The organism is Lysobacter capsici (assembly GCF_014779555.2).
GTDB classification, from domain to species: Bacteria; Pseudomonadota; Gammaproteobacteria; order Xanthomonadales; family Xanthomonadaceae; genus Lysobacter; species Lysobacter capsici.
Genome location: NZ_CP094357.1, coordinates 2,256,947 through 2,279,401 on the forward strand (window position 1 = coordinate 2,256,947; position 22,455 = coordinate 2,279,401).

19 protein-coding genes and 2 pseudogenes are annotated in these 22,455 nt (G+C 67.4%); 16 read left to right on the forward strand and 5 right to left on the reverse strand.

What is annotated here, in order from left to right; all coding sequences use genetic code 11:
* The first annotated feature begins 78 nt into the window (after positions 1-78).
* Complete coding sequence (rimO, locus tag IEQ11_RS09420; protein ID WP_191823447.1) at positions 79-1,440, forward strand: 30S ribosomal protein S12 methylthiotransferase RimO; 1,362 nt, start codon at positions 79-81, stop codon at positions 1,438-1,440.
* A 346-nt stretch (positions 1,441-1,786) separates the two neighbouring features.
* Here rimO and IEQ11_RS09425 read toward each other — a convergent pair whose 3' ends face one another.
* Together IEQ11_RS09425 and IEQ11_RS09430 are read right to left on the reverse strand one after the other, a co-directional pair.
* The gene (locus IEQ11_RS09425) at positions 1,787-2,974 is read right to left on the reverse strand and encodes a BaiN/RdsA family NAD(P)/FAD-dependent oxidoreductase (RefSeq protein ID WP_281439931.1); all 1,188 of its coding nucleotides are present in this window, start codon (positions 2,972-2,974) and stop codon (positions 1,787-1,789) included.
* Position 2,975: 1 nt separating this feature from the next.
* Positions 2,976-3,533, reverse strand: a complete 558-nt coding sequence (locus IEQ11_RS09430) for a YaeQ family protein (RefSeq protein WP_036112719.1) — start codon at positions 3,531-3,533, stop codon at positions 2,976-2,978.
* 278 nt (positions 3,534-3,811) lie between these two features.
* On the opposite strand from IEQ11_RS09430, the gene IEQ11_RS09435 reads away from it, so the two are divergent.
* Entirely contained in the window at positions 3,812-4,699 is an 888-nt protein-coding gene (locus IEQ11_RS09435) for a pseudouridine synthase (protein WP_191823448.1), read from the forward strand.
* A gap of 33 nt (positions 4,700-4,732) precedes the next feature.
* On the opposite strand, the gene IEQ11_RS09440 is transcribed toward IEQ11_RS09435, so the two are convergent.
* Together IEQ11_RS09440 and IEQ11_RS09445 are read right to left on the reverse strand one after the other, a co-directional pair.
* Positions 4,733-5,488, reverse strand: a complete 756-nt coding sequence (locus IEQ11_RS09440) for a type 1 glutamine amidotransferase (protein WP_191823449.1) — start codon at positions 5,486-5,488, stop codon at positions 4,733-4,735.
* Positions 5,489-5,831: 343 nt separating this feature from the next.
* The gene (locus IEQ11_RS09445) at positions 5,832-7,922 is read right to left on the reverse strand and encodes a DEAD/DEAH box helicase (protein ID WP_191823450.1); all 2,091 of its coding nucleotides are present in this window, start codon (positions 7,920-7,922) and stop codon (positions 5,832-5,834) included.
* 476 nt (positions 7,923-8,398) lie between these two features.
* On the opposite strand from IEQ11_RS09445, the gene IEQ11_RS09450 reads away from it, so the two are divergent.
* Positions 8,399-9,181: a DeoR/GlpR family DNA-binding transcription regulator gene (locus tag IEQ11_RS09450; protein ID WP_191823451.1), complete on the forward strand. Its 783-nt coding sequence runs from the start codon at positions 8,399-8,401 to the stop codon at positions 9,179-9,181.
* 259 nt (positions 9,182-9,440) lie between these two features.
* Positions 9,441-10,655 (forward strand): MFS transporter, encoded by a 1,215-nt coding sequence (locus IEQ11_RS09455; protein WP_082648441.1) that lies wholly within the window; start codon positions 9,441-9,443, stop codon positions 10,653-10,655.
* A gap of 18 nt (positions 10,656-10,673) precedes the next feature.
* Here IEQ11_RS09455 and IEQ11_RS09460 read toward each other — a convergent pair whose 3' ends face one another.
* Positions 10,674-11,141, reverse strand: a complete 468-nt coding sequence (locus tag IEQ11_RS09460; RefSeq protein WP_191823452.1) for a YaiI/YqxD family protein — start codon at positions 11,139-11,141, stop codon at positions 10,674-10,676.
* 139 nt (positions 11,142-11,280) lie between these two features.
* Between IEQ11_RS09460 and IEQ11_RS09465 the strand changes: the two genes are divergently transcribed.
* The 12 genes and pseudogenes from IEQ11_RS09465 (at position 11,281) to IEQ11_RS09515 (ending at position 22,239) form a co-directional block, all read left to right on the forward strand.
* On the forward strand, positions 11,281-11,961 hold the full coding sequence (locus IEQ11_RS09465) for a glutathione S-transferase (RefSeq protein WP_096414204.1): 681 nt from the start codon (positions 11,281-11,283) through the stop codon (positions 11,959-11,961).
* A 126-nt stretch (positions 11,962-12,087) separates the two neighbouring features.
* Positions 12,088-13,650, forward strand: a complete 1,563-nt coding sequence (locus IEQ11_RS09470; RefSeq protein ID WP_191823453.1) for a protein adenylyltransferase SelO — start codon at positions 12,088-12,090, stop codon at positions 13,648-13,650.
* Positions 13,651-13,840: 190 nt separating this feature from the next.
* On the forward strand, positions 13,841-14,077 hold the full coding sequence (locus IEQ11_RS09475) for a hypothetical protein (protein ID WP_228464999.1): 237 nt from the start codon (positions 13,841-13,843) through the stop codon (positions 14,075-14,077).
* A gap of 21 nt (positions 14,078-14,098) precedes the next feature.
* On the forward strand, positions 14,099-14,710 hold the full coding sequence (locus IEQ11_RS09480) for a GNAT family N-acetyltransferase (RefSeq protein ID WP_343226541.1): 612 nt from the start codon (positions 14,099-14,101) through the stop codon (positions 14,708-14,710).
* Between the two features lie 348 nt (positions 14,711-15,058).
* Positions 15,059-15,583, forward strand: a complete 525-nt coding sequence (locus IEQ11_RS09485) for a hypothetical protein (protein WP_191823454.1) — start codon at positions 15,059-15,061, stop codon at positions 15,581-15,583.
* Between the two features lie 97 nt (positions 15,584-15,680).
* Positions 15,681-17,259 (forward strand): annotated as a pseudogene (locus IEQ11_RS09490) (ATP-binding cassette domain-containing protein); the annotation flags it as partial.
* 89 nt (positions 17,260-17,348) lie between these two features.
* Positions 17,349-17,582 (forward strand): annotated as a pseudogene (locus tag IEQ11_RS25985) (ABC transporter ATP-binding protein); the annotation flags it as partial.
* A 670-nt stretch (positions 17,583-18,252) separates the two neighbouring features.
* The gene (locus tag IEQ11_RS09495) at positions 18,253-18,828 is read left to right on the forward strand and encodes an SRPBCC family protein (RefSeq protein WP_191823456.1); all 576 of its coding nucleotides are present in this window, start codon (positions 18,253-18,255) and stop codon (positions 18,826-18,828) included.
* Positions 18,825-19,529 carry a helix-turn-helix domain-containing protein gene (locus tag IEQ11_RS09500; protein ID WP_191823457.1) on the forward strand — a complete coding sequence of 235 codons (705 nt, stop codon included), beginning with the start codon at positions 18,825-18,827 and terminating at the stop codon, positions 19,527-19,529. The genes IEQ11_RS09495 and IEQ11_RS09500 overlap by 4 nt, the downstream gene beginning before the upstream one ends.
* 40 nt (positions 19,530-19,569) lie before the next feature.
* Positions 19,570-20,685: a hypothetical protein gene (locus IEQ11_RS09505; RefSeq protein WP_191823458.1), complete on the forward strand. Its 1,116-nt coding sequence runs from the start codon at positions 19,570-19,572 to the stop codon at positions 20,683-20,685.
* A 255-nt stretch (positions 20,686-20,940) separates the two neighbouring features.
* Positions 20,941-21,528 (forward strand): RNA 2',3'-cyclic phosphodiesterase, encoded by a 588-nt coding sequence (thpR, locus tag IEQ11_RS09510; RefSeq protein WP_191823459.1) that lies wholly within the window; start codon positions 20,941-20,943, stop codon positions 21,526-21,528.
* A 39-nt stretch (positions 21,529-21,567) separates the two neighbouring features.
* Positions 21,568-22,239 (forward strand): YdeI/OmpD-associated family protein, encoded by a 672-nt coding sequence (locus IEQ11_RS09515; protein WP_191823460.1) that lies wholly within the window; start codon positions 21,568-21,570, stop codon positions 22,237-22,239.
* Positions 22,240-22,455: the final 216 nt, after the last annotated feature.

A 22,455-nucleotide genomic window follows, 5' to 3' on the forward strand; every position in this document is an offset into this window, starting at 1 on the left:
AATTCGCGCCCCCGGCCGCTTCGCCGGTTCCCGGCTCGCGTTTCGCGGCCGGATTCCCTTGTTCAGGTCTCTTCCCGCATGTCTTCCGCCAGCAGCGTCTCGCCAGCCAATCCCAAAGTCGGTTTCGTCAGCCTCGGTTGCCCGAAGGCCCTGGTCGATTCCGAGCGCATCCTCACCCAGTTGCGCGTGGAGGGCTACGACATCGTCCAGACCTACGACGATGCCGACGTGGTGGTGGTCAACACCTGCGGCTTCATCGATTCGGCGGTGACCGAATCGCTGGACGCGATCGGCGAGGCGATCGCCGAGAACGGCAAGGTCATCGTCACCGGTTGCCTGGGCAAGCGCTCGGAACTGATCCGCGAAGCGCACCCGGGCGTGCTGTCGATCAGCGGCCCGCAGGACTACGGCAGCGTGATGAGCGCGGTGCACAAGGTGCTGCCGCCCAAGCACGATCCGTTTATCGACCTGGTGCCGCGTCGCGACGACGGCATCGGGGTCAAGCTCACCCCGAAGCATTATGCGTATCTGAAGATTTCCGAAGGCTGCAATCACCGCTGCAGCTTCTGCATCATTCCGTCGATGCGCGGCGATCTGGTCTCGCGTCCGGTCGATCAGGTGCTGCGCGAAGCCGAAAAGCTGGCGATGGGCGGGGTCAAGGAACTGCTGGTGATCTCGCAGGACACCTCGGCCTACGGCGTCGACGTGAAGTACGCGCAGCACGAATGGCGCGGCAAGCCGTACCAGACCCGGATGAAGGCGCTGTGCGAGGGCCTGAGCGAACTGGGCATCTGGACGCGCCTGCATTACGTGTATCCGTACCCGCATGTCGACGAGATCATTCCGTTGATGGCCGACGGCAAGCTGCTGCCGTACCTGGACATCCCGTTCCAGCACGCCAGCCCGCGCGTGCTCAAGCTGATGAAGCGTCCCGGCGCGGTCGACAAGACCCTGGAACGCATCCAGCGCTGGCGCTCGATCGCCCCGGACATCGCGATCCGCAGCACCTTCATCGTCGGTTTCCCGGGCGAGACCGAGGACGAATTCGAAGAACTGCTGGATTTCCTCGACGAAGCCCAGCTCGACCGGGTCGGCGCATTCGCCTATTCGCCGGTCGACGGCGCCCGCGCCAACGATCTGCCCGATCCGGTCGACGAGGACGTCAAGCAGGAGCGGCTGGCGCGTTTCATGGAGCGTCAGGCCGAGATTTCGGCGAACAAGCTCGAAGCCAAGGTTGGCAGCGTGCAGCGCTGCATCGTCGACGCGCTCGACGGCGACCTGGCGATCGCGCGTTCGATGGCCGACGCGCCGGAGATCGACGGTCTGGTGCAGATCCAGAACGGGTTAGAAGCGCAGTTGCGCGTCGGCCAGTTCGTCGACGTCGAGATCATGGGCAGCGATGAGCATGATCTGTTCGGCGAGGCGGTGCTCGAGGATTGAGTTGGTGTCGGTGTCGCGGCACCGGATGGTGCCGGCCCGATCGCCTCGCAACTGCGTGCGCCGACTGTAGGAGCGCCGCAAGTCGCGACCGCGTGATTTCAGTTGCGTCGAAACTTTCGCAATCGGTGCGGACTCGCGGTCGCAGCTTGCGCAGCTCCTACAGGGGCTTCGGGATGATGCGTCGAAGGTGGCGAGAACGCGCTGATCGCAGCGCAGGTGGGTGTACCGACTGTAGGAGCGCCGCAAGCCGCGACCACGTCATTTCGGCTGCGTCGAAAGGTTTGCATGCCTGCGTTCCTTCAGACGAGCAAAAGCAAAACAGCACCAGCAGCGCCGCACCCTGACCCTAAACCGCCACCCCAGCCGCATGCCCCGACGCCCAGGCCCACTGGAAGTTGTAGCCGCCCAGCCAGCCGGTCACGTCGATCACCTCGCCGATGAAATACAGCCCCGGCACGCGCTTGGACATCATCGTGCTCGACGACACTTCGTCGGTGTCGACCCCGCCCAGGGTGACCTCGGCGGTGCGATAGCCTTCGGTGCCGCTGGCGACCAGCGGCCATGCGCTCAAGGTCGCCGCCAGTTGCTTGAGCTCCGGCGCGTTGTACTGCTTCATCGGTTTGTTGCTCAGCCACAGCTCGCACAGCCGCTGCGCGAAACGCTTCGGCATCGCGTCGCCGAGCACGGTCTTGAGCTCCGCCGCGGGCCGTTCGCGCTGCTGCGTCAGCAGCCAGTCCATCGCGTCGCGTCCGGGCAGCAGATCCAGGCGCAGATCGTCGCCGGGTTGCCAGAACGAGGAAATCTGCAGGATCGACGGGCCGCTCACGCCGCGATGGGTGATCAGCAGCTGATTGCTGAAACTGCGCCCGTTGCAGCTCGCGGTGACCGGCAGCGCCACGCCGCTGAGGTCCTGCAAACGTTCTTGATGCTTGCCACTCAGGGTCAACGGCACCAGCCCGGCGCGGGTCGGCAACACGGTGTGGCCGTAGCCGCGCGCCAGTTCGTAACCGAAGCCGCTCGCGCCCATGCTCGGAATCGACAGGCCGCCACTGGCGACGACCAGGGATGCCGAGGACACCGCGCCCTGGGTGGTATGCACGCGAAACCCGCTGTCGCCTTCGCCACGCACGATGCGCTCGATCGAACAGCCGGTATTGATACGCACGCCGGCCGCCGTGCATTCGTCGACCAGCATCTTGACGATCAGCTTGGACGACTCGTCGCAAAACAGCTGGCCCAGTTCTTTCTCGTGGTAGGCGATGCGATGGCGTTCGACCATCGCGATGAAATCCCACGGCGTGTAGCGCGCCAGCGCCGACTTGCAGAAATGCGGATTGGCCGACAGGTAGTTCGCCGGGGTGGTGCCGGTGTTGGTGAAATTGCAGCGCCCGCCGCCGGACATCAGGATTTTCTTGCCGACCTTGTTGGCGTGCTCGATCACCAGCACGCGCCGGCCGCGCTGGCCGGCGGTCAAGGCGCACATCAGGCCGGCGGCGCCGCCGCCGACGATCACCGCGTCGAACGTTTCGGCCACTTCAGGCCGCCCGCGCGTCCGCGCTCTGACGCACCGTCGGGGTGAAGGTCAGGGCGAATTTGTCGTTGCTGAGCGCGACTTCCTCGTCGGCGATCTGGCAGTCCAGGCGGAAACTGCGCTCGACCATCGCCGCCATCGCCTCGACCGAGGCCGGGTCGATATCGAGCACAGTGAGGTTCTTGAGCCGGCGCAGGATCGCGACGTTCTTGTCCCACCAAATGTTCGCCGCGTTGCCGCCGTAATTGACCACCACGACTTGCCGCGCCCGCCCGCAGGCCTTGCGAATGCGAGATTCGTCCGGCTGTCCCACATCGATCCACAACTCGATATCGCCGGTGTAATCGCGCAGGGCGATGTCCGGTTCGTCCTCGCTGCTCAGGCCGGGGCCGAATTCCAGGCGTTCGTGCGCGTTCAAGGCGAACGCCAGCATGCGCACCATCAGCCGCTGCGGGGTTTCCGACGGATGCTGGGCCAGGGTCAGCTGGTGCGCGGCGTAGTAGTGCCGGTCCATGTCGCTGATTTGCAGTTCGATCTTGACGATGGTGGCATTGGGCGCCATGGGGGATGCCTGCAGGAAAACAGCGCGCATTCTAGACTTTGCCGGCGCGCGCTGCCGGTTCGGGCGGATTTGAGTTGATTCGCGCCGATTTGAGCCGATTGGGGTCGATCGCCGAAGTCCCATTCACACCGGCTGCGCGACCCGCGCTGCGATTCACAGCGGCAAACGACGGCGACGGACCCCGCATCAAAGCCGTTCCTGCCGCCATGACCGAGCCGACGCGGACGCGATCGCCATGGCTGCGTTCGCAACAGGCAACGATCGGCGAAGATAGGCCTATGTCCGCCGCCGATACCCAGCCCGCGCCCGCCGCGGTCCCGCCGAGCCGCCTGCAACTGCCGCCCGGGCCGTGGACGAGCTTGCTGGACGGGCTGTGCGCGCGGTTTCCGGCGATCGATCGCGCGACCTGGCTCGATCGCTTCGCGCGCGGACGCGTCCACGACGCGCAGGGCCGGCCCTTGGCCGCGGATACGGCCTATCGCGCCGGCATGGAGATCCGCTATTTCCGCGAGGTCGCGCGCGAGCCGGCGATCCCGTTCGCCGAACGCGTGCTGTACCGCGATGCGCGCTTGCTGGTGGTCGACAAGCCGCATTTCCTGCCGGTCGCGCCGACCGGCGCGTTCGTCCAGGAAACCCTGCTGGGACGTCTGCAGCGGCAGTTCGGCGAACCCGCGCTGGCGCCGTTGCATCGGCTCGATCGCGGCACCGCCGGCGTGGTGATGTTTTCGCGCGAGCCGGCGACTCGCGACGCCTATCAGGCCTTGTTCCGCGAACGCCGCATTTTCAAGCGTTACGAAGCCTTGGCGGCGCCGTTGCCGGGGCTGCGGTTCCCGTTGCTGCATCGCTCGCGATTGGTGCCGGGCGAGCCGTTCTTCCTGATGCGCGAGGTCGAGGGCGAGGCCAACAGCGAAACCCGGATCGAGGTGATCGCGCGCGACGGGCCGCTGTGGCGGTATGGGCTGGAGCCGCTGAGCGGGCGCAAGCACCAGTTGCGGGTGCATATGGCTTCGCTGGGCGCGCCGATCGCGAACGACGGGTTTTATCCGTTGGCGGCGCAGGCGCAGGACGATTTCGAGCGGCCGTTGAAGTTGCTGGCGCGGTCGTTGCGGTTCGTCGATCCGCTAGATGCAGTGGAGCGGTGTTTCGTCAGCGGCTTCGAGCTTTGAGCTCCGGCGCGCGTGGCCAGACCGCGCTTTGGGCTAGACCCATTCCCGCGAGGGCAGGGTGTAGCGACGCTGCGGCCGCCCGATCAGGTCGAGGAAGTTGTTGAACACCGCATCGGCGCGCAGCTGCATGGCCTGGATGTGCTCGGCCGTCTGCGCGCGGATCACCGCCTCGCTGGTGTCGTGGCCGAGTTCGGCCAGTTCTTCGCGGTAGACCGGATTGGCCAGCCAGCGTTCGATCAGCGGCACGTCCATTTCCAGGTGGAACTGGAAACCGTAGGCGTTGTCGCCCCAGCGGAAGGCCTGCTGTTCGCAGCTGTCGGTGCAGGCCAGGTGCCGCGCGCCCTGCGGGATCTCGAAGCTGTAGCGATGCCACTGGAACACCGGCGCGGTTTGCGCGAGCGGCGCGAGCACCGGGTCGTCGCGGCTGGCGTCGGTGGTGCGCAGCGGGTACCAGCCGATCTCGGGCCGATGGTGCTTGCGCACCGGCGCGCCGAGCACGTGCGCGAGCAACTGCGCGCCCAGGCAGATGCCGAGCACCGGCTTGCCTTGCTGCAGCATGCGTTCGATCGCCAGCAGCTCGGTGCGCAGATGCGGGCGCGCGGCCTGGTCCTCGACGTTCATCGGCCCGCCGAGCACGATCAGCCCGCGGTAGCGGTCGACATTGGGCTGGGCGTCGGGGTCGCGGTCGAAATTGGTGAAGCGAATGCGATGGCCGCGCCGCCGGATCAACGGATCCAGCGTACCCAGCGGTTCGGCGGCGACGTGTTGGAAGACCAGAATGCGGGACATGAGGGGCGGCGTTGCGGCTTGCGCTCACGACTATGCCAAACCGCGGCGCGCCTGTGGGTGCCGGGGCTTATGAATTTCGGTGTGATTGTTTCTGTGCCGATAGGATGCGGCGATCAGGCTCCCTCTCCCGCTTGCGGGGTGAGCGGATGCCGCTTGCGAGCCATCGGCTCGCGCATCCGCGAACGCCCAAGCGCTGGTCGCTTGGGCCGGGGCGGGTTGGGGTGAGGGTGTGCGTGGTGGCGACGTAGTCACGAGGCCGCGCGCCCTCATCCGGTCCTTCGGACCACCTTCTCCCGCGAGCGGGAGAAGGATTCATCATCGAACTTGAATCTCTAATCCCGACTCACCGCGGCTTGAACGGCTTCCTCGGCCCGGTATGCGCACCGCGCGGACCACCGGGACCACCCGGGCGCGGGCCGCCATGCGGCTTGTGGCCGCCCGGACGCGGTGCGCCGGGGCCACCCGGACGACGCGAACGGCCGCCTTCGAGGTCGCCCGGCGCGGCACGCTGGATGCGCAGCGGATGACCGGACACGCGCACCTTCTTGAGGTGCTCCATCAATTCGCGCGGCATGCCCTCGGGCAGGTCGACCAGGGTGTAGTCGTCGCGGATGTCGATGCGGCCGATGTAGCGGCTTTCCAGATCGGCCTCGTTGGCGATCGCGCCGACGATGTTGCCCGGCTGCACGCCGTGGCTGTGGCCGACTTCGATGCGGAAGGTCTCCATGCCGACATCGGACTCGCCGCGCGGCGCGCGCTCTTGCGAGCGTTCGTGCGAACGCTCCTGGCGCGGCGCCGGTGCTTCGTCGTCGAAGAAGGCTTCGGCGGCGTTGGCCGGGCGCGTGGCCGAGGGCGGGGTGTACTGGCGCTGCTCATGGCGCGGCGTCGGCGCGGCGCGCTCGTATTCGCGCGGCGGACGCGGGTCGGCGCGGCGCGCATCCGGGCGCGCTGCGTCCTGACGGTAGTCCTGGCGATGCGCGCCGGAGTTCGAGGCGTTGTCGCGCTCGTTGAACTTGCGCGTGGCCTGGCCGCGATGTTCGCGCGGGCCGTCGCGCTCTTCGCGCGCGTACTTCGGCGGCGCCGGCGGCGGGGTCAGCAGCAGCGGGTTATCGCCCTGCACCAGCTTGGCCAGGGCCGCGGCGATCTCGACCGCGGGCACGTTCTTCTCGCGCTCGTAGCGTTCGACCATGTCGCGGAACAGGCTCAGGTCGCTGCTTTCCAGCGCGTCGCTGATCTTGCCGAGGAAGCGCGAAACGCGCTGCTCGTTGACCGTCTCCACGCTCGGCAGCTCCATCGGCTCGATCGGCTGACGGGTGGCGCGTTCGATCGCGCGCAGCATGCCGCGCTCGCGCGGAGTGACGAACAAGATCGCCTCGCCCTTGCGCCCGGCGCGGCCGGTGCGGCCGATGCGGTGGACGTAGCTTTCGGTGTCGTAGGGAATGTCGTAGTTCAGCACGTGGCTGATGCGGTCCACGTCGAGGCCGCGCGCGGCGACGTCGGTGGCGACCAGCACGTCGATCTTGCCGTCCTTGAGGTTCTGGATGGTCTTCTCGCGCTGCTGCTGCTGCACGTCGCCGTTGATCGCGGCGGCCGAAATGCCACGCGCCGACAGCTTCTCGGCCAGTTCGTCGGTGCCCAGCTTGGTGCGCGCGAACACGATCATCGCGTCGAAGGATTCGGCTTCCAGGATGCGGGTCAGCGCATCGAGCTTGTGCACGCCGCTGACCGACCAGTAACGCTGGCGGATGTTGGCGGCGGTGGTCGTGGTCGACTTGATCGCGATCTCGACAGGGTCTTTCAGATAGGTCTGGGCGATGCGCTTGATCTGCGAGGGCATGGTCGCCGAGAACAACGCGACCTGACGCGTTTCCGGGGTCTTCTTGAGCACGTTCTCGACGTCGTCGATGAAGCCCATGCGCAGCATTTCGTCGGCTTCGTCGAGCACCAGGCAACGCAGCTCCGACAGGTCCAGGGTGCCGCGGTCGAGGTGATCGATCACCCGGCCCGGGGTGCCGACGACCACATGCACGCCGCGCTTGAGCGCCTGCAGCTGCGGGTAATAGCTCTGGCCGCCGTAGATCGGCAGCACGTGGAAGCCGGGCAGATGCACGGCGTACTTCTGGAACGCCTCGGCGACCTGGATCGCCAGTTCGCGGGTCGGCGCCAGCACCAGCGCCTGCGGCTTGAACTGCTTGGGATCGATCTGGGCCAGGATCGGCAGCGCGAACGCGGCGGTCTTGCCGGTGCCGGTCTGGGCCTGACCGAGCAGGTCGCGGCCTTCGAGCAGCGGCGGAATGGTCGCGGCCTGGATCGGCGAGGGCGACTCGTAGCCGACGTCGGCCAGCGCGCGCAGCAGCGGCGCGGACAGGGCGAGGTCGGTGAATTTCGTGGTGGCGGGGGAGTCGGTGGGGGTATTGGGCATGTCGGCGCTCATGACGAGGCTCCAGCAGCGCCGGCAGGGCCGGTCGGGAAGACCGACCAGTTTACTCGCATGCGTGTGGAGCGAAGGCTCTTGCGGTCGGGGGAGTTCAGGCAGACAGCGGAATCGGACGGTGGATTGAGGCGATCTGGCGGGTTTCGGGCCATCGCGGGCGCGGCGGCCGGGGCGTCATGCGCGCTGTACGGTCATCGCGCCTGCTGACTGCTTGCGCGCGGCAGGCGTGCCCTTTGTGGCGATGATCGGCAAAAAACAGCTTGATTAACGCGACCGGCGCGGTGCTTTTCGGATGCCGCGAGGGCATGCCGAATCGGCCCGCCGACGCCTGTTCATCATTTTGGCCAAGTGTTCGTGCTGATCCCGCCGGCGCTTATGTGCCGCATCGGGCCGTTAAGCCACGGGCCGTATTCGTGCTTGCAGCATTTGCACGATTATGCACAATTGCACTCAATCACTAACGATTGAGCCCGGTCATGTCCGCCGAAGAACTGCTGCCGCAGCAGCGCCACCGCCTGATCCTCGAGCGATTGCTGGCCCAGGGCCGGGTGATCGCGGTCGATCTGGCGCGCGAACTGGAGGTCTCGCACGACACCATCCGCCGCGATCTGCGCGAAATGGCGGCCGCCGGGCAATGCCGGCGCGTCTACGGCGGGGCCTTGCCGCTGGCGCCGGACAACGGCCCCATCGCGCTGCGCCAGACCCAGGCGCCGGGCCGCAAGGCCGCGCTGGCGCGCGCCGCGATCGGGCTGATCGAACGCGGGCAGGTGATCTTTCTCGACGCCGGTTCGACCAACATCGCCATCGCCCAGGCCTTGCCGCAGGGCTACGGCCTGACCGTGGCGACCAATGCGCCGGCGATCGCGGCCGTGCTGGCCTTGCGCGAGGACCTGCAACTGATCGTGATCGGCGGCCGGGTCGATGCGCGGATCGGCGCCAGCCTGGGCCGGGTCGCGATCCGCGATGCGCAGGCGATCCGCAGCGACCTGTATTTCGTCGGCGTATGCGGCGTCGATGCGCAGGCCGGCATCAGCGCGCTCGATTACGAGGACGCGCAGTTCAAGCAGGCGGTCGCGGCGGCCAGTCGCGCGGTGGTGGCGGTGGCGGCCGACGAAAAGCTCGGTACCGCCGCGCCGTTCGCGGTGGCGGCGACCGACGATCTGCATGCGCTGGTGATCGAGCACGGCGCCGACGCGGCGCAGGCGCGCGCGTTCGAGGGCCTGGGCGTGCGGGTGGTGCGGGCGGAGGCGGTGGCGTGAGGTCGCTGTTGTCGGATTCGGCGGCGCCGAGGTCGAAGTCGCTCCCAAAAAAGCCGAAGCCTTTTCGAAACATCCCGGACTGAAGCCTTCTGCCAATAAATGACTATTTGGTTGAAGCCATGTCGAAAAAGTGGCTTCGCATTCTTCAACTCAACTCAACTCAATTCGAATCTGGTGATTCGATTCGATCCGATATCGCGGCGCACGCGGTTGTTTCCGCCTGATCCCCACCTGTCTGTCTCCGGAGTCCCGACCCCTCATGAGCGAATCCGAGTCCCGCGCCGCCGTCGCCACGGCCGCCGCATCCGGTCTTCCACCCAGCGCCGCGTCGCAGCGCGCAGCGATCGGCGCGGTCGAGCGCCTGTCGACCCGCGTCGCCTTCTTCATCGCCGGGCTGGCGATGGCCGCGTGGGCGCCGCTGGTGCCGTACGCCAAGGCGCGCACCGGCGTCGACGACGGCACCCTGGGCCTGTTGCTGCTCGCGCTGGGCGCCGGTTCGCTGGTGACCATGCCGCTGACCGGTGCGATCGCCGGCCGCTACGGTTGCCGGCGGGTGATCCTGCTGGCCAGCGCGGTGGTCTGCGCGACCTTGCCGCTGCTCGCGCATTTCTCCGGCGTGCCGGCGATGGCGCTGACCTTGTTCGTGTTCGGCGCGGCGATCGGCACCATCGACGTGGCGATCAACATCCAGGCGGTAATCGTCGAAAAGGCCAGCGGCCGCGCGTTGATGTCGGGCTTCCACGGCTTCTTCAGCGTCGGCGGCATCGCCGGCGCGGGCCTGGTCAGCGCGATGCTGTGGTGGCAGGTCTCGCCGTTGAACGCGGCGCTGAGCGTGGCGGTGTTGCTCGCGCTGCTGATGCTGTTCGGTGGCCGCGGCCTGCTGCGCTACGGCGACGACAGCCACGGCGGCGGCTCGATGTTCGTGTTGCCGCACGGCATCGTGATCCTGCTCGGCGCGCTGTGTTTCATCGTGTTCCTGGCCGAGGGCGCGATGCTCGACTGGAGCGCGCTGCTGCTGGTGTCGCAGCGCGCGGTCGACGCCAGCGTGGCCGGCATCGGCTATGCGGTGTTCGCCGCGGCGATGACCATCGGCCGCTTCAACGGCGATCGCATCGTGCAACGATTCGGTCCGCGGCCGATCCTGGCGGTGGGTGGTGCTTGCGCCGCGGCCGGGTTCCTGTTGGCCGCGCTGATTCCATCGGCGGCCACTACGTTGATCGGTTTCGCGCTCGTGGGCTTCGGCTGCTCCAACATCGTGCCGGTGCTGTTCACCGCCGCCGGCAATCAGAAAGCGATGCCGTCGGGTCCGGCGATCTCGGCGATCAGCACCTTGGGTTATGCCGGCATCCTGACCGGCCCGGCCGGGATCGGCTGGATCGCCAAGATCAGCAGCCTGCCGCTGGCGTTCGTGGTGCTGGGCCTGGCCTTGATCGCGGTCGCGGCCAGCGCGCGGATCGTCGCGGCCAGGCGCTGAACTGGTCTGGCGCGGCGCTCAGCGCGGGCGTCGCGCCAGCCAGCGATCGAGCTGCGCGGCGAAGGCTTGCCGGTCGCGCGCGTGAAACGCCGGCGGGCCGCCGGTCTGGATGCCGGCGCCGCGCAGTTCGTCCATGAAATTGCGCACCGACAAACGTTCGGCGATGTTGTCGCGGGTATACAGATCGCCGCGCGGATTGAGCGCGAGCGCGCCTTTTTCCAGCGCCAGCGAGGCCAGGGGAATGTCCTGGGTCACCACCAGATCGCCGGCCGCGAGCCGCTGCACGATTTCGTTGTCGGCGCTGTCCAATCCGCCGAGCACCTGGATGGCGCGAATGAAACGCGACGGCGGCGTGCGCAGCCACTGATTCGCGACCAGGGTCAACGGCAGTTGCGCGCGTTCGGCGGCGCGGAACAGGATTTCCTTGATCACGACCGGGCAGGCGTCGGCGTCGACCCAGATCTGCGGCGAAGCGGTGGCGGTCATGGCGTGGCGAAGCCGGTCCTGGCGGGCGAAGCCGGCAGTGTGACCGCGTTGGCCGGGCGCGTCATCGGCTGGAGTCGCGGGCCGACTGCCGCCGCGAATCCCCGCTACCATGCCGCATCGCCCACGCCGGACGCGCCTGATGATCAAGGTCCATCACCTCAACAATTCCCGCTCGCAGCGCGTGCTGTGGCTGCTGGAGGAGCTCGAGCTGCCGTACGAGGTGATCCGCTACCAGCGCGATCCCAAGACCATGCTGGCGCCGAAGGAATTGCGCGCGATCCATCCGTTGGGCAAATCGCCGGTGGTCGAACTCGATGGCCAGGTGCTGGCCGAATCGGCCGCGATCATCGAAACCCTGACCGAGCGCTACGACAGCGAACACCGGGTGTCGCCGCCGCTGCAGCCGCTGGAGGGCGAGGAGCGCATGCGCTATCGCTATTGGCTGCATTACGCCGAGGGTTCGGCGATGCCGCCGTTGCTGCTCAGTCTGGTGTTCTCGCGCCTGAAGCAGGCGCCGATGCCGTTCTTCGTCAAGCCGGTCGCGCGCGGCATCGCCGACAAGGCGCTGTCCTCGTTCGTCGGGCCGCAGTTGAAGCTGCATCTGGACTACATCGAAAGCGAACTGGGCCAGCGCGCGTGGTTCGCCGGCGAGCGCTTCACCGCGGCCGACATCCAGATGAGCTTTCCGGTCGAAGCGGCGATGGCGCGGGCGAAGGACGGCCAGCGTCCGCGCATGCAGGCTTTCGTCGAGCGCATCCAGGCCCGGCCGGCCTATCAGCGCGCGCTGGAGAAGGGCGGGCCGTATTCGTTGCTGAGCTGAGCCGGGTTCAGCAGCGATCGATCCATGGGCGACCGCTGCGGGCGGCGACTTGGATTGCCGGGTCCGCGCACCCATTAAACCGGTGCCGTCGCTTCGACGGGTTTCGCCATCGGCTTTCAGGTCAGCATGCACGCACTGCGATTCGACAACGCCTTCGTCCGCGAACTGCCCGGCGACCCGGACATCGCGTCGGGCATCCGTCAGGTGCACGGCGCCTTGTACTCGCGGGTCGAACCCACGCCGGTGCAGGCGCCGCGGGTGCTGGCGTATTCGGCCGAAATGGCCGCGACCCTCGGCCTCGACGCCGCCGACGTCGCCAGCGAAACCTTCGCCGCGGTGTTCGGCGGTAATGCGCTGCTGGACGGAATGGAGCCGTACGCGGCCAATTACGGCGGCCATCAGTTCGGCCAGTGGGCCGGACAACTCGGCGACGGCCGCGCGATCTCGCTCGGCGAAACCGTCAACGCCGCCGGCGAGCGCTGGGAACTGCAACTCAAGGGCGCCGGCCCGACCCCGTACTCGCGCAGCGCCGACGGCCGCGCGGTGCTGCGTTCGTCGATACGCGAATTTTTGTGCAGCGAGGCCATGCATCACCTCGGCGTGCCGACCACGCGCGCGCTGAGCCTGGTCGGCACCGGCGAGTCGGTGGTCCGCGACATGTTCTACGACGGCCATCCGCAGGCTGAGCCGGGCGCGATCGTGTGCCGGGTCGCTCCGTCGTTCATCCGCTTCGGCAATTTCGAACTGCCGGCCTCGCGCGGCGAAAACGAGTTGCTGCGGCAATTGCTCGATTTCTGCATCCGTCGCGATTTCCCGCATCTGTCGGGCGAGGGCGAGGCGCTGTATGCGCGCTGGTTCGTTGAGGTGTGCGAACGCACCGCGGCGCTGATGGCGCACTGGCAGCGGGTCGGTTTCGTGCATGGGGTGATGAACACCGACAACCTGTCGATTCTCGGCCTGACCATCGATTACGGTCCGTATGGCTGGGTTGACAATTACGATCCGGACTGGACCCCGAACACCACCGACGCCGGCCGTCGCCGCTATCGCTTTGGTCAGCAGCCGCAGGTTGCGTACTGGAATCTGAGCCGGTTGGCCGGTGCCTTGTCGCCATTGATCGCGGTCGAGCTGTTGCAGGACGGGCTGCGCCGTTTCGTCGAGGCCTATAACCAGGCCGAGCGCGACAGCATCGCGCGCAAGCTCGGCCTGCGCGATTGCGGCGACGAGGATGTCGCGCTGATTCAGGAATTGCGCGAGTGGCTGCAGGCCTATGAGGTCGATATGACGATCTTCTTCCGTGCGCTGGCGTCGGTTGAGATCGAGCGCGAGGCGCCCGATCCGGGCGTATTCGCCGATGCGTATTACGACCCGGACAAGGCAAGCGCCGGCGAGTCGGCCTTGCGCGCGTGGCTGACGCGTTATGCCGCGCGTGTACGCGAGGATGCGACGCCGGCGGCGCAGCGGGTCGAGCGCATGAACGCGGTGAACCCGCGCTATGTGCTGCGCAACTATCTGGCCCAGCAGGCGATCGATCGGGCCGAGCAGGGCGATTTCGATGGCATCGCCGAATTGCTGGAGGTGATGCGGCGGCCTTATCAGGATCAGCCCGGACGCGAGGCGTTCGCGGCGAAGCGGCCGGATTGGGCGCGGGAGAAGGCGGGGTGTTCGATGTTGTCTTGCAGTTCTTGAGTCGGGTTGCGGGGTGCGGCGTTTCTACGGGCGCCGGGCGCTGTCGTTCTGGTGGGGTGCGTCGTGGTTGGGGGTTCGCGGTCGCGGCTTGCGCCGCTCCTACAGTCGCTTTCGTGGTGCGCGCTTTAGAACGGATTTCGAGGCGGCGACTCGAGCACACTGAGCCATCTCAACTGTCTGCGATCGCTGCATGAATCCCGCACCGAGCCTGCGCGTGCTCACCCACCGCGATACCGATCTTCACGCCGCGTACTGCGATTATGTCGCGCAGGTCTTCACCCAGGCCGACTTCCGTCGCTGGTGCGAATGGGGGCAGTGGAGCGAGGACTATCTCGCGTTCTGCCTGTTCCAGGACGGGCGCGTGGTCGCCAATGCCTCGGCGATGCGCATGCGGCTGGTGATCGAGGGCGCGCAGGTCGACGGTTGACAGTTCGGCGCGGTCGGGTGTCTGCCGGAATTGCGTGGGCGCGGTCTGGCGCGCGCGGCGATGCAGGCGGCGTTGGCGCATTGCGGCGACGCGCCGATACTGCTGTTCGCCAACGAGCGGGTGCTCGATTTCTATCCGCGCTTCGGTTTCGCGCCCGCGCCGCAGAGTCTGTTCGCGCTCGACTGGTTGGCGCATCCCGAGCCCACGCAAGCGCCGGCGCTGGATCTGGCCGATCCGTCGGTGCGCGCGGCGTTCCTGCGCGCCGCCGCGTCGGCGCGGCCGGTCAGCCAGCGCTTCGGCGCGCGCGACTACGGCCGCACCGCGACCTGGTATGCCGCCAACGGTTACGCCAGCCCGCTGCACCGGCTGGACGAGGATGTCTGGGTGTTCGCCCAGACCGAGGACGGGGTGTTGACGATCGAGGACGTGTTCGCCGCGGCGCCGGTCGATTGGCCGGCCGCGATCGGGCGATTGATCGACCAGCCGATTCGCGAGCTGCGCTTCGGCTTTACTCCGCAACGCGACTGGCCGCGGGCGCGGGTGCTGGGCGAGGAGGCCGATGCCGGCCTGTTCGTGCGCAATCTGACGACAGGCTCGTTGCCGAGCCGATTTCCGCTGCTGGCGCGGACCTGAGTCCGGCCGGCGCGGTGGTTGCCGCGGCCGCGGTCCCGGTGGTTGCGGCCGTCGCGGCAACCGCCGGGCAGGGCGCTCAGACCGGGGCGAAGCCCTTGGTGGTCTTCTTTTCGTTCTTCTCGGTGCGCTTTTCCTTCATGGTCTTGGCCGGTTTCTTCTTGGTTTCCTTCTTGCGGTCCATGCCCTTGCTCATGACGTTTTCCTCGCTGGATGACGGTGCGGCGCGGCGGATGCCGGGCGCCTGGGCGCAGTATGCGCCCGCGCAGGCGTTCGTGTGAGTGGACGACGGTCGCCGGCCTGCGCGGCGCGGGCTAATCTGCCGGCTCGGCGGCAAGCCAGGGCGAGGGCATGAGCAAGAACACGGTGATCAAGAACAGAGTCGTCGATTTCGAGTCGTTGTCCGCCCGGATCGAGAAAGTCCGGGCCGCGCCGGACAGTCGCCATTTCATAATCGATCTGGTCGCGATCACCCGTCCGTCCGGGCAGCGGGGTTGTTTCGTGTGCGGCTTTCCGTTGTGGGACAGCGGCGGGTTGGCCGAGGACGCGACAGCGATCTGTATCGATTGCTCGTACTCGTACGTAACCGCGCCCGATTACGGACCGTCGCTCGCGCAGTTCAGGCTGCGCGTGGAAAACGCCAATCGGCAGGCGCAGATGCTGTCGGTCAGGATGAATAACCGGCAAGCCATCGATGCCGCGACGCTTTCGGCCTTGGTCGTGGGCCTGCCCTTGAGTGAGGTGGAGTTCTATCTCGGGCTACCGAAGGAAGACCTCACCAGTCTCGATTACGGCCTGGAAGTGGCCCGTTGGCGGGTGGCCGGCGCCGAATTCGAGCTTTGGTTTCAAACCCAGGTCTGCATATCGGTGAAGTAGTTTCACCGTTGCGCCGCCGGGCCGGTGGGTCGTGGCCGCGGCGTCCGCCCTGGAATCGGCCCGACGCCGGAGCGGCAGCGCCTGATACCATGGGCGGATGCCTTTGATCACTGTCCAAAACGTCGACTACAGCGTCGGCGGCCCGCTCCTGCTCGAAAACGTCGAATTGTCCATCGAACCGGGCGAACGCATCGCCCTGATCGGTCGCAACGGCGCGGGCAAGTCCACGCTCATGAAACTGCTCGCTGGCGAAATTCACGCCGACGACGGCGAGATTCGCCGCGAAGGCAACGTCCGCATCGCCCGGCTCGAACAGGAGGTCCCGCCCGGCGCGACCGGCACCGTGTTCGACGTGGTCGCCGACGGCCTGGGCGAACTCGGCCACTGGCTGGCCGAATACCACCACCTCACCCACGCCGACACCTACGACGCCGATGCGGTCGCCGACGTGCAGACCAAGATCGAGGCCGCCAACGGCTGGGGCCTGGATCAGCGCGTCACCGAGACCCTGGAACGCCTGAGCCTGGACGGCGAAGGCCTGTTCTCCGGCCTGTCCGGCGGCATGAAGCGGCGCGTGCTGCTGGCGCGCGCGCTGGTGTCGTCGCCGGACCTGCTGCTGCTCGACGAACCGACCAACCACCTCGACATCGAAGCCATCGACTGGCTCGAACAGTTCCTCAAGTCCTGGCAGGGCGCGCTGCTGTTCGTGACCCACGACCGGCGCTTCCTGCGCGCGCTGGCGACCCGCATCGTCGAAATCGACCGCGGCCAGGTCACCAGCTGGCCCGGCGACTGGAACAACTACGTGCGTCGCCGCGAGGAGCGGCTGCACGCCGAGTCGCAGGAGAACGCGCGTTTCGACAAACTGCTGGCGCAGGAAGAAGTGTGGATCCGCCAGGGCATCAAGGCCCGACGCACCCGCGACGAAGGCCGCGTGCGCCGGCTCAAGGCGATGCGCAACGAACGCCAGGCGCGGCGCGACACGGTCGGCAACGTGCGCATGGAATTCGCGCAGTCCGAAGCCTCCGGCCGCAAGGTCGTGGAAGCCAAGGAGGTGTCGTTCGATTACGGCGGGCGGATCATGCTCGACAACATCTCGACCACGATCTTCCGCGGCGACCGGATCGGCCTGATCGGCCCCAACGGCAGCGGCAAGACCACCTTGCTCAAGGTCCTGCTGGGCGACCTGCAGCCGACCGCCGGCGAAGTGCGCGAAGGCAGCAAGCTGCAGATCGCGTATTTCGACCAATACCGCGCGACCTTACGCGAGGACTGGAACGCGATCGAGAACGTCGCCGAGGGCCGCGAATTCGTCGAGGTCGGCGGCAAGCAGAAGCACATCATCGGCTATCTGCAGGATTTCCTGTTCACGCCCGAACGCGCGCGCGCGCCGATCACCCGCCTGTCCGGCGGCGAGCGCAACCGCCTGCTGCTGGCCAAGCTGTTCGCCCAGCCGTCGAACCTGATGGTGATGGACGAACCGACCAACGACCTGGACGTGGAAACGCTGGAGCTGCTCGAAGAGTTGCTCGGCGACTATCCGGGCACCTTGTTGCTGGTGAGCCACGACCGCGACTTCCTCGACAACGTGGTCACCTCGACCCTGGTGATGGAAGGCAACGGCCGGGTCGGCGAATACGTCGGCGGTTACAGCGACTGGTTGCGGCAGCGGCCGGTGGCGTCGATCGGCGCCAGCAAGGGCAGCCTGGTCGCCAAGGGCGCGGGGGCGAAATCCGAGCCCGAACCGGCGGCGCCGACGCCGGTGGTGCCGGCGGCGCCCAAGCGCAAGCTCAGCTACAAGGACGCGCGCGAACTGGAGCAACTGCCGCTGAAGATCGAACAACTGGAAACCCGGTTGGCCGAACTGACCGCGCAGATGAACCAGCCGGCGTTCTATCAACGCGACGCGGCGGCGATCAATGCGCACAACGCGACCTTGGCGCAGACGCAGGTCGAGCTGGATGCGGCGTTTGCGCGCTGGGCGGAGTTGGATGGGTGAGGGTTGCGGCGCGGCTTTGTTTGCGCCGCGTTGCCATAGATCGCCATTTTCGTGAAAGGGGCGGCGGAATGAAGGTCGCGTCGGCCATGGTTCATTCCGGACTGCGTCCTCACCAGCCGTCATCCCCGCGAAGGCGGGGATCCAGGGCTTCACCGATGCATTGCTCTGAAGTCTCTGGATCCCCGCCTTCGCGGGGATGACGGAATGGAAGTTGCGTTGATCTTCCGTCCGCGCTCTACGTACTAAACCGCCAGCACTTCTTGATCTTCCAGAACGTCATTCCCGCGAACGCGGGAATCCAGTGACTTTAGAGTAGGCACCCGCGCTACGTATCATCTAGAAGTGACGGACAAAGTCACTGGATTCCCGCGTTCGCGGGGATGACGGGGGTAATAGGCGGCCTGCGGTCTGGTTGCGCTCTGTCCGCGGTCAATCCTTCAGCCCGCAAGCCACCGCGAACAACGTTCACTGATATCGCTTCGATGCGCCGCGATCAGATCGGGTGGTTACGACCCCGGCCAGGGCTGGTCGCCCTGGCGTTCGCGGACGCGCGAGCCTGTGGCTCGCGAGCGCGTCCGCTCACCCCAACTTCCTTCCCTTGCGGCTCTCGCGGCCACGGTCCCTAATCGCGCCATGAGGCCCCGGACCGGGCCGGCGCGGGAGAACGGCGATGGCTCGAATCACAACCACGGTGGCCCTGGCGGCCGGTCTGTTCGCGGTGTGCACGGCCGCCCCGGCCGCGGTCAAGGACGTCGCCGCGAACGGCTTCACCATCGAGAACGAACAGACGGTGCCGGTCGATCCGGCCACCGCCTGGAAAGCCCTGGTCGGCGAGGTCGATCGCTGGTGGCCCAAGGACCACACCTGGTGGGGCGCGGGGTCCACCCTGAGCATCGACCCGCGCGCCGGCGGCTGTTTCTGCGAGATCGGCCGCGACGGCAAGCAGCAGGCGCTGCACATGACCGTGGCCTTCGTCGATCCCGGCAAGACCCTGCGCCTGCTCGGCGGGCTCGGCCCGCTGCAGGGCATGGGCCTGAGCGGGGCGATGGAATTCCGGCTCGCGCCGGCCCCGCAAGGCGGTACCCGCATCGCCTTGTACTACCGCGCCGGCGGTTACACCCCCGACGATCTGAGCAAGTTCGTACCGGTGATCGACAAGGTCCAGGGCCTGCAACTGGCCGGGCTCGCCGATTACCTGCGCAAGCCGGCGGACACGGCCAAACCAAAGGCGGACGCGACCCCATGAGCGACGGCGGCGCCTACCGCACCCGCCATGCGCGCGGCGCGACCCTGGCGACCCATCGCCACCGCGCGCCGTACGCGGCGTTGGTGCTGGACGGCGATTACACCGAATCCAGTCTCGACGGCCCGCTGCCGTGCCGGCCCGGCACGCTGGTATTGCATCCGGCCTATCACGCCCACGGCGATCGCTTCGGCCGGCTCGGCGCGAGCGCGCTGAACATCGAACTGCCCGAGACCACGCTCCAACTCGCCGCCAGCGCCTGGCAGGTGCACGACCTGCGCGAGGCCAGCGAAGTGTTCGCGCGCTGTCCGCAGCGCCTGCCCGAATTGCTCGCCGTCGCCGTTCCGCAGGCCGCCGCGGAACAACCCGACTGGCAGCCCGCGCTGCTGCGCGCGATGGCCGACAGCGACGACGACATCGCCGTGCTCGCGCGGCGCCTGGGCGTGTCGGCCGAGCACGCCAGCCGCGCGCTCAGCCGCAGCTACGGCATGTCGCCGCGCGCCTTGCGTCGCGAAGCGCGCTGGCGCCGCGCATTGCATCTGCTCGCCGGCGCGCAGTCGCTGGCCGAGGTCGCCGCCGCGGCCGGTTTCGCCGACCAGAGCCATCTGCATCGCGTCGTCGTCGCCCATGCCGGCTGCACGCCGATGCAATTGCGGCGGCAGATCAAGTACGTACAAGACCGGCGCCCCGCGCTCGCCGCCTAATGACTCCAACGCGCCGCCCGGCGCCCACGGAGCCTTCCCCATGAATCGCTTGTTGCCCGTTGTCACCACATTGCCGGTGCTGATGGCCTGGGTCGTCGGCGGTTCGGCCGCGACCCTGCCGCCGCCGCGCGACAGTGGCCCCGAAGCCGCCAAGGCGGTCAGCGATGCGCTCGGCGCGGTGCTGCGCGCCGATGTGCCGACCGCGCTGACCGTGTTGAAAGCCGCGCCGGTCGAACAATTCAACCAGAAGGACGCGACCTTCCGCGGTTGCATGCTGGCCCGCCACGACCGTCGCGCGCCGCCGTACCTGGCCGATACCACCACCGATCCGCTGGCGCGTCAGGTGCTGGAGATCTACCAGCGCTATTGGTGGAATGCGGTTCGCGATCCGGCCGCGCGTCCGGCCTTCGATGCGAAACTCAAGGCCGAACTGGCCGCATTGACCGGCCAGCCGCCGCCGGCCGATGGCGACGACGCCTTCGATGCGATGATCGAACCGCTCAACGTCGAACTGCGCAAGCGCGGCTTCCATCCGCTGCAGGGCCGCACGCCGCCGTTGTACGACCTGTTCCTGTGGGGCAAGCAGGAGGAGCGCGATTACACCGTCGACCTGCCTGGCGGCGAGAAACAACCGGTGCGGGTGTTCCTGATGGACGACTGGCTCAGCCGCGGCTGGAGCCATCACAGCGCCTGCGGCGCCACCGGCGCGGCCGGTTGGGCCAAACCCGAGGGCCTGTATGCGGTGCGTTCGTCCTACGGCGACCTCAAGGGCGAGGATTTCCGGGTCAGTTTTCTCGGCCACGAGGCCCAGCATTTCGCCGACATGAAACGCTGGCCGGACATGCCGTCGTGGACCTTGGAATACCGCGCCAAACTGGTCGAACTGGCCAAGGCCGATGAAACCCGGATCAAGCTGCTGGACAAGTTCTACCGCAGCCAGGACGACGAACCCGATCATCCGCATCCCTACGCCAACAAGCGAGTGATCGCGGCGGTGACCAGCCGGCTCGGCCTGGCCGCGGATGCCGACTTGCGCAAGGCTGATCCTGACGCGGTGCGCAAGGCGGCGAGCGAGGTGTTGATCGAGGACACGCGCAAGCGCGAGGCGGAAACACCGCCGGTGAGTGGAGCCGGGACAGGCAAGCCAGCGGGGTGAGTTCGGAGGTTTCCGGCCTCGCCGACTTGGAGCGGAACCTGGCCGCCGATAGCGTCGGCGTTTGGTTGATCGCGGTTGAAGTTTCTTATATCGAGCGTGGTGCCACATGTCTGGAAGCGGCATCGCGATCTTTTGATTGAGGAGCTTCAGCCGCGACGCACTTCGCTGCGATCGGGGCGCAGCCGGCCATGGATCGGTCGACAAAAAGTTGCAGCGGCCGCGCGGGCTGCCCGTCCGCGCGGGTAAACTTCGCCCATGCATCAGGACTCTCTGTTCGGCGCCGCGCCGCCCGTTTCGACCGACATCCACCGCCTGTTCTTCGCGCTGTTGCCCGACGACGCGACGCGCCAGCGCATGGCGGGCGCGGCCGCCGACATCCACGCGCGTCACGACGGCGGCGGCCGCCTGATCGGCGCGCATCGCTATCACCTGACCTTGCAGTTCCTCGGCGACGCCCACGAATTCCAGGCCGAGCGCGCGCAGGCGGCGCAGGCCGCGGCCGCCGAGGTGGTCGCGAACGCATTCGAACTGCGCCTGGATCGCGCCGGCAGTTTCCGCAATCGTTCGATCCCGTGGTGGCTGGGTTGCGAACACACGCCGGCCGGATTGCAGGCCTTGTTCGATCGGCTCGGCGTCGCCCTGGCCAAGCGCGGCGTGCGGGTCGAAGGCGGCCACAGCCTGACCCCGCACGTGACCATCGTGCGCGATGCCGCCGCGGCGCTGCATCCGCCGATCGCGATCGAGGCGATCGACTGGTGGGTCGCCGACTTCGCCTTGATCCACAGCCAACTCGGCGCACGCAACGCCTACACCGTGCTGGGGCAGTGGTCGCTGCGCGAGTGAGCGGAGCACAATAGGCCGGTATCCGTCCCGGAGGCCGCCATGAGCCAGACCGATCCGCGCATCGATGCCTATATCGCCCAGGCCGCGCCGTTCGCGCAGCCGATCCTCGAACACTTGCGCGCCGTCGTCCACGCGGCCTGTCCGCAGGTCGAGGAAACGATCAAGTGGGGCATGCCGAGTTTCGTCTACGGCGGCAAGATCCTGTGCGGCATGGGCGCGTTCAAGCAGCATGCGACCTTCGGTTTCTGGCAGGGCGCGAGCGTGGTCGGCGCATCGCAGGAACGCAGCCGCGAGGCGATGGGCCAGTTTGGCCGCTTGACCAAAGTCGGCGACCTGCCGGGCAAGCGCGAGCTGTCGAAACTGCTCAAGCAGGCGATGGTCTTGATCGATGCTCGGGGCAAGAAAACCGCCGGCAAGCCCGCGGCGAATAAGGCGCCAGCGGGTCGGACTGCGACGAGCGATGTGCCCGCGAGCAAGACCCGCGCGCCCAAGCCACCGGTGGTGATTCCCGACGACTTGGCCGCGGCCTTCAAGAAAAATGCCAAGGCGCGCGCTACGTACGCCGCGTTTCCGGTCAGCCAGCAGCGCGAGTACGTGGAGTGGATCGAAAGCGCCAAGCGCGAACAGACCCGCAGCAGTCGCGTCGCTCAGGCGGTGGAGTGGATGGCGGGGGGCAAGATTCGCAATTGGAAGTATGTGGCGAAGAAGTAGGTTGTCAGGTGTTTGATGAGTTGTTGCGTGTCGTGTGCTTGCAATCGTTTTGGCGCAACGATTGTGGGTGATTGCGATGAAGCATGTCGCTCATGCGGGTTCGCTGAGAGCCGCATGCCGCCGATGATGCCGCGCAGACTCGATCCCGATTCCCGATTCCCGATTCCCGATTCCCGATTCCCGAATCCCGAATCCCGAATCCCGAATCCCGAAGCT

What these genes read in the sequence shown, in the direction of transcription:
- IEQ11_RS09500 (WP_191823457.1), top strand. Translation starts at nt 18,825, where the DNA reads ATGAGCGACGGCGGCGCCTACCGCACCCGCCATGCGCGCGGCGCGACC.
- IEQ11_RS09505 (WP_191823458.1), top strand. Translation starts at nt 19,570, where the DNA reads ATGAATCGCTTGTTGCCCGTTGTCACCACATTGCCGGTGCTGATGGCC.
- IEQ11_RS09435 (WP_191823448.1), top strand. Translation starts at nt 3,812, where the DNA reads ATGTCCGCCGCCGATACCCAGCCCGCGCCCGCCGCGGTCCCGCCGAGC.
- IEQ11_RS09515 (WP_191823460.1), top strand. Translation starts at nt 21,568, where the DNA reads ATGAGCCAGACCGATCCGCGCATCGATGCCTATATCGCCCAGGCCGCG.
- thpR (WP_191823459.1), top strand. Translation starts at nt 20,941, where the DNA reads ATGCATCAGGACTCTCTGTTCGGCGCCGCGCCGCCCGTTTCGACCGAC.
- IEQ11_RS09475 (WP_228464999.1), top strand. Translation starts at nt 13,841, where the DNA reads ATGAATCCCGCACCGAGCCTGCGCGTGCTCACCCACCGCGATACCGAT.
- IEQ11_RS09495 (WP_191823456.1), top strand. Translation starts at nt 18,253, where the DNA reads ATGGCTCGAATCACAACCACGGTGGCCCTGGCGGCCGGTCTGTTCGCG.
- IEQ11_RS09470 (WP_191823453.1), top strand. Translation starts at nt 12,088, where the DNA reads ATGCACGCACTGCGATTCGACAACGCCTTCGTCCGCGAACTGCCCGGC.
- IEQ11_RS09430 (WP_036112719.1), bottom strand. Translation starts at nt 3,533, where the DNA reads ATGGCGCCCAATGCCACCATCGTCAAGATCGAACTGCAAATCAGCGAC.
- IEQ11_RS09450 (WP_191823451.1), top strand. Translation starts at nt 8,399, where the DNA reads ATGTCCGCCGAAGAACTGCTGCCGCAGCAGCGCCACCGCCTGATCCTC.
- IEQ11_RS09455 (WP_082648441.1), top strand. Translation starts at nt 9,441, where the DNA reads ATGAGCGAATCCGAGTCCCGCGCCGCCGTCGCCACGGCCGCCGCATCC.
- IEQ11_RS09485 (WP_191823454.1), top strand. Translation starts at nt 15,059, where the DNA reads ATGAGCAAGAACACGGTGATCAAGAACAGAGTCGTCGATTTCGAGTCG.
- IEQ11_RS09465 (WP_096414204.1), top strand. Translation starts at nt 11,281, where the DNA reads ATGATCAAGGTCCATCACCTCAACAATTCCCGCTCGCAGCGCGTGCTG.
- IEQ11_RS09445 (WP_191823450.1), bottom strand. Translation starts at nt 7,922, where the DNA reads ATGAGCGCCGACATGCCCAATACCCCCACCGACTCCCCCGCCACCACG.
- IEQ11_RS09460 (WP_191823452.1), bottom strand. Translation starts at nt 11,141, where the DNA reads ATGACCGCCACCGCTTCGCCGCAGATCTGGGTCGACGCCGACGCCTGC.
- IEQ11_RS09440 (WP_191823449.1), bottom strand. Translation starts at nt 5,488, where the DNA reads ATGTCCCGCATTCTGGTCTTCCAACACGTCGCCGCCGAACCGCTGGGT.
- rimO (WP_191823447.1), top strand. Translation starts at nt 79, where the DNA reads ATGTCTTCCGCCAGCAGCGTCTCGCCAGCCAATCCCAAAGTCGGTTTC.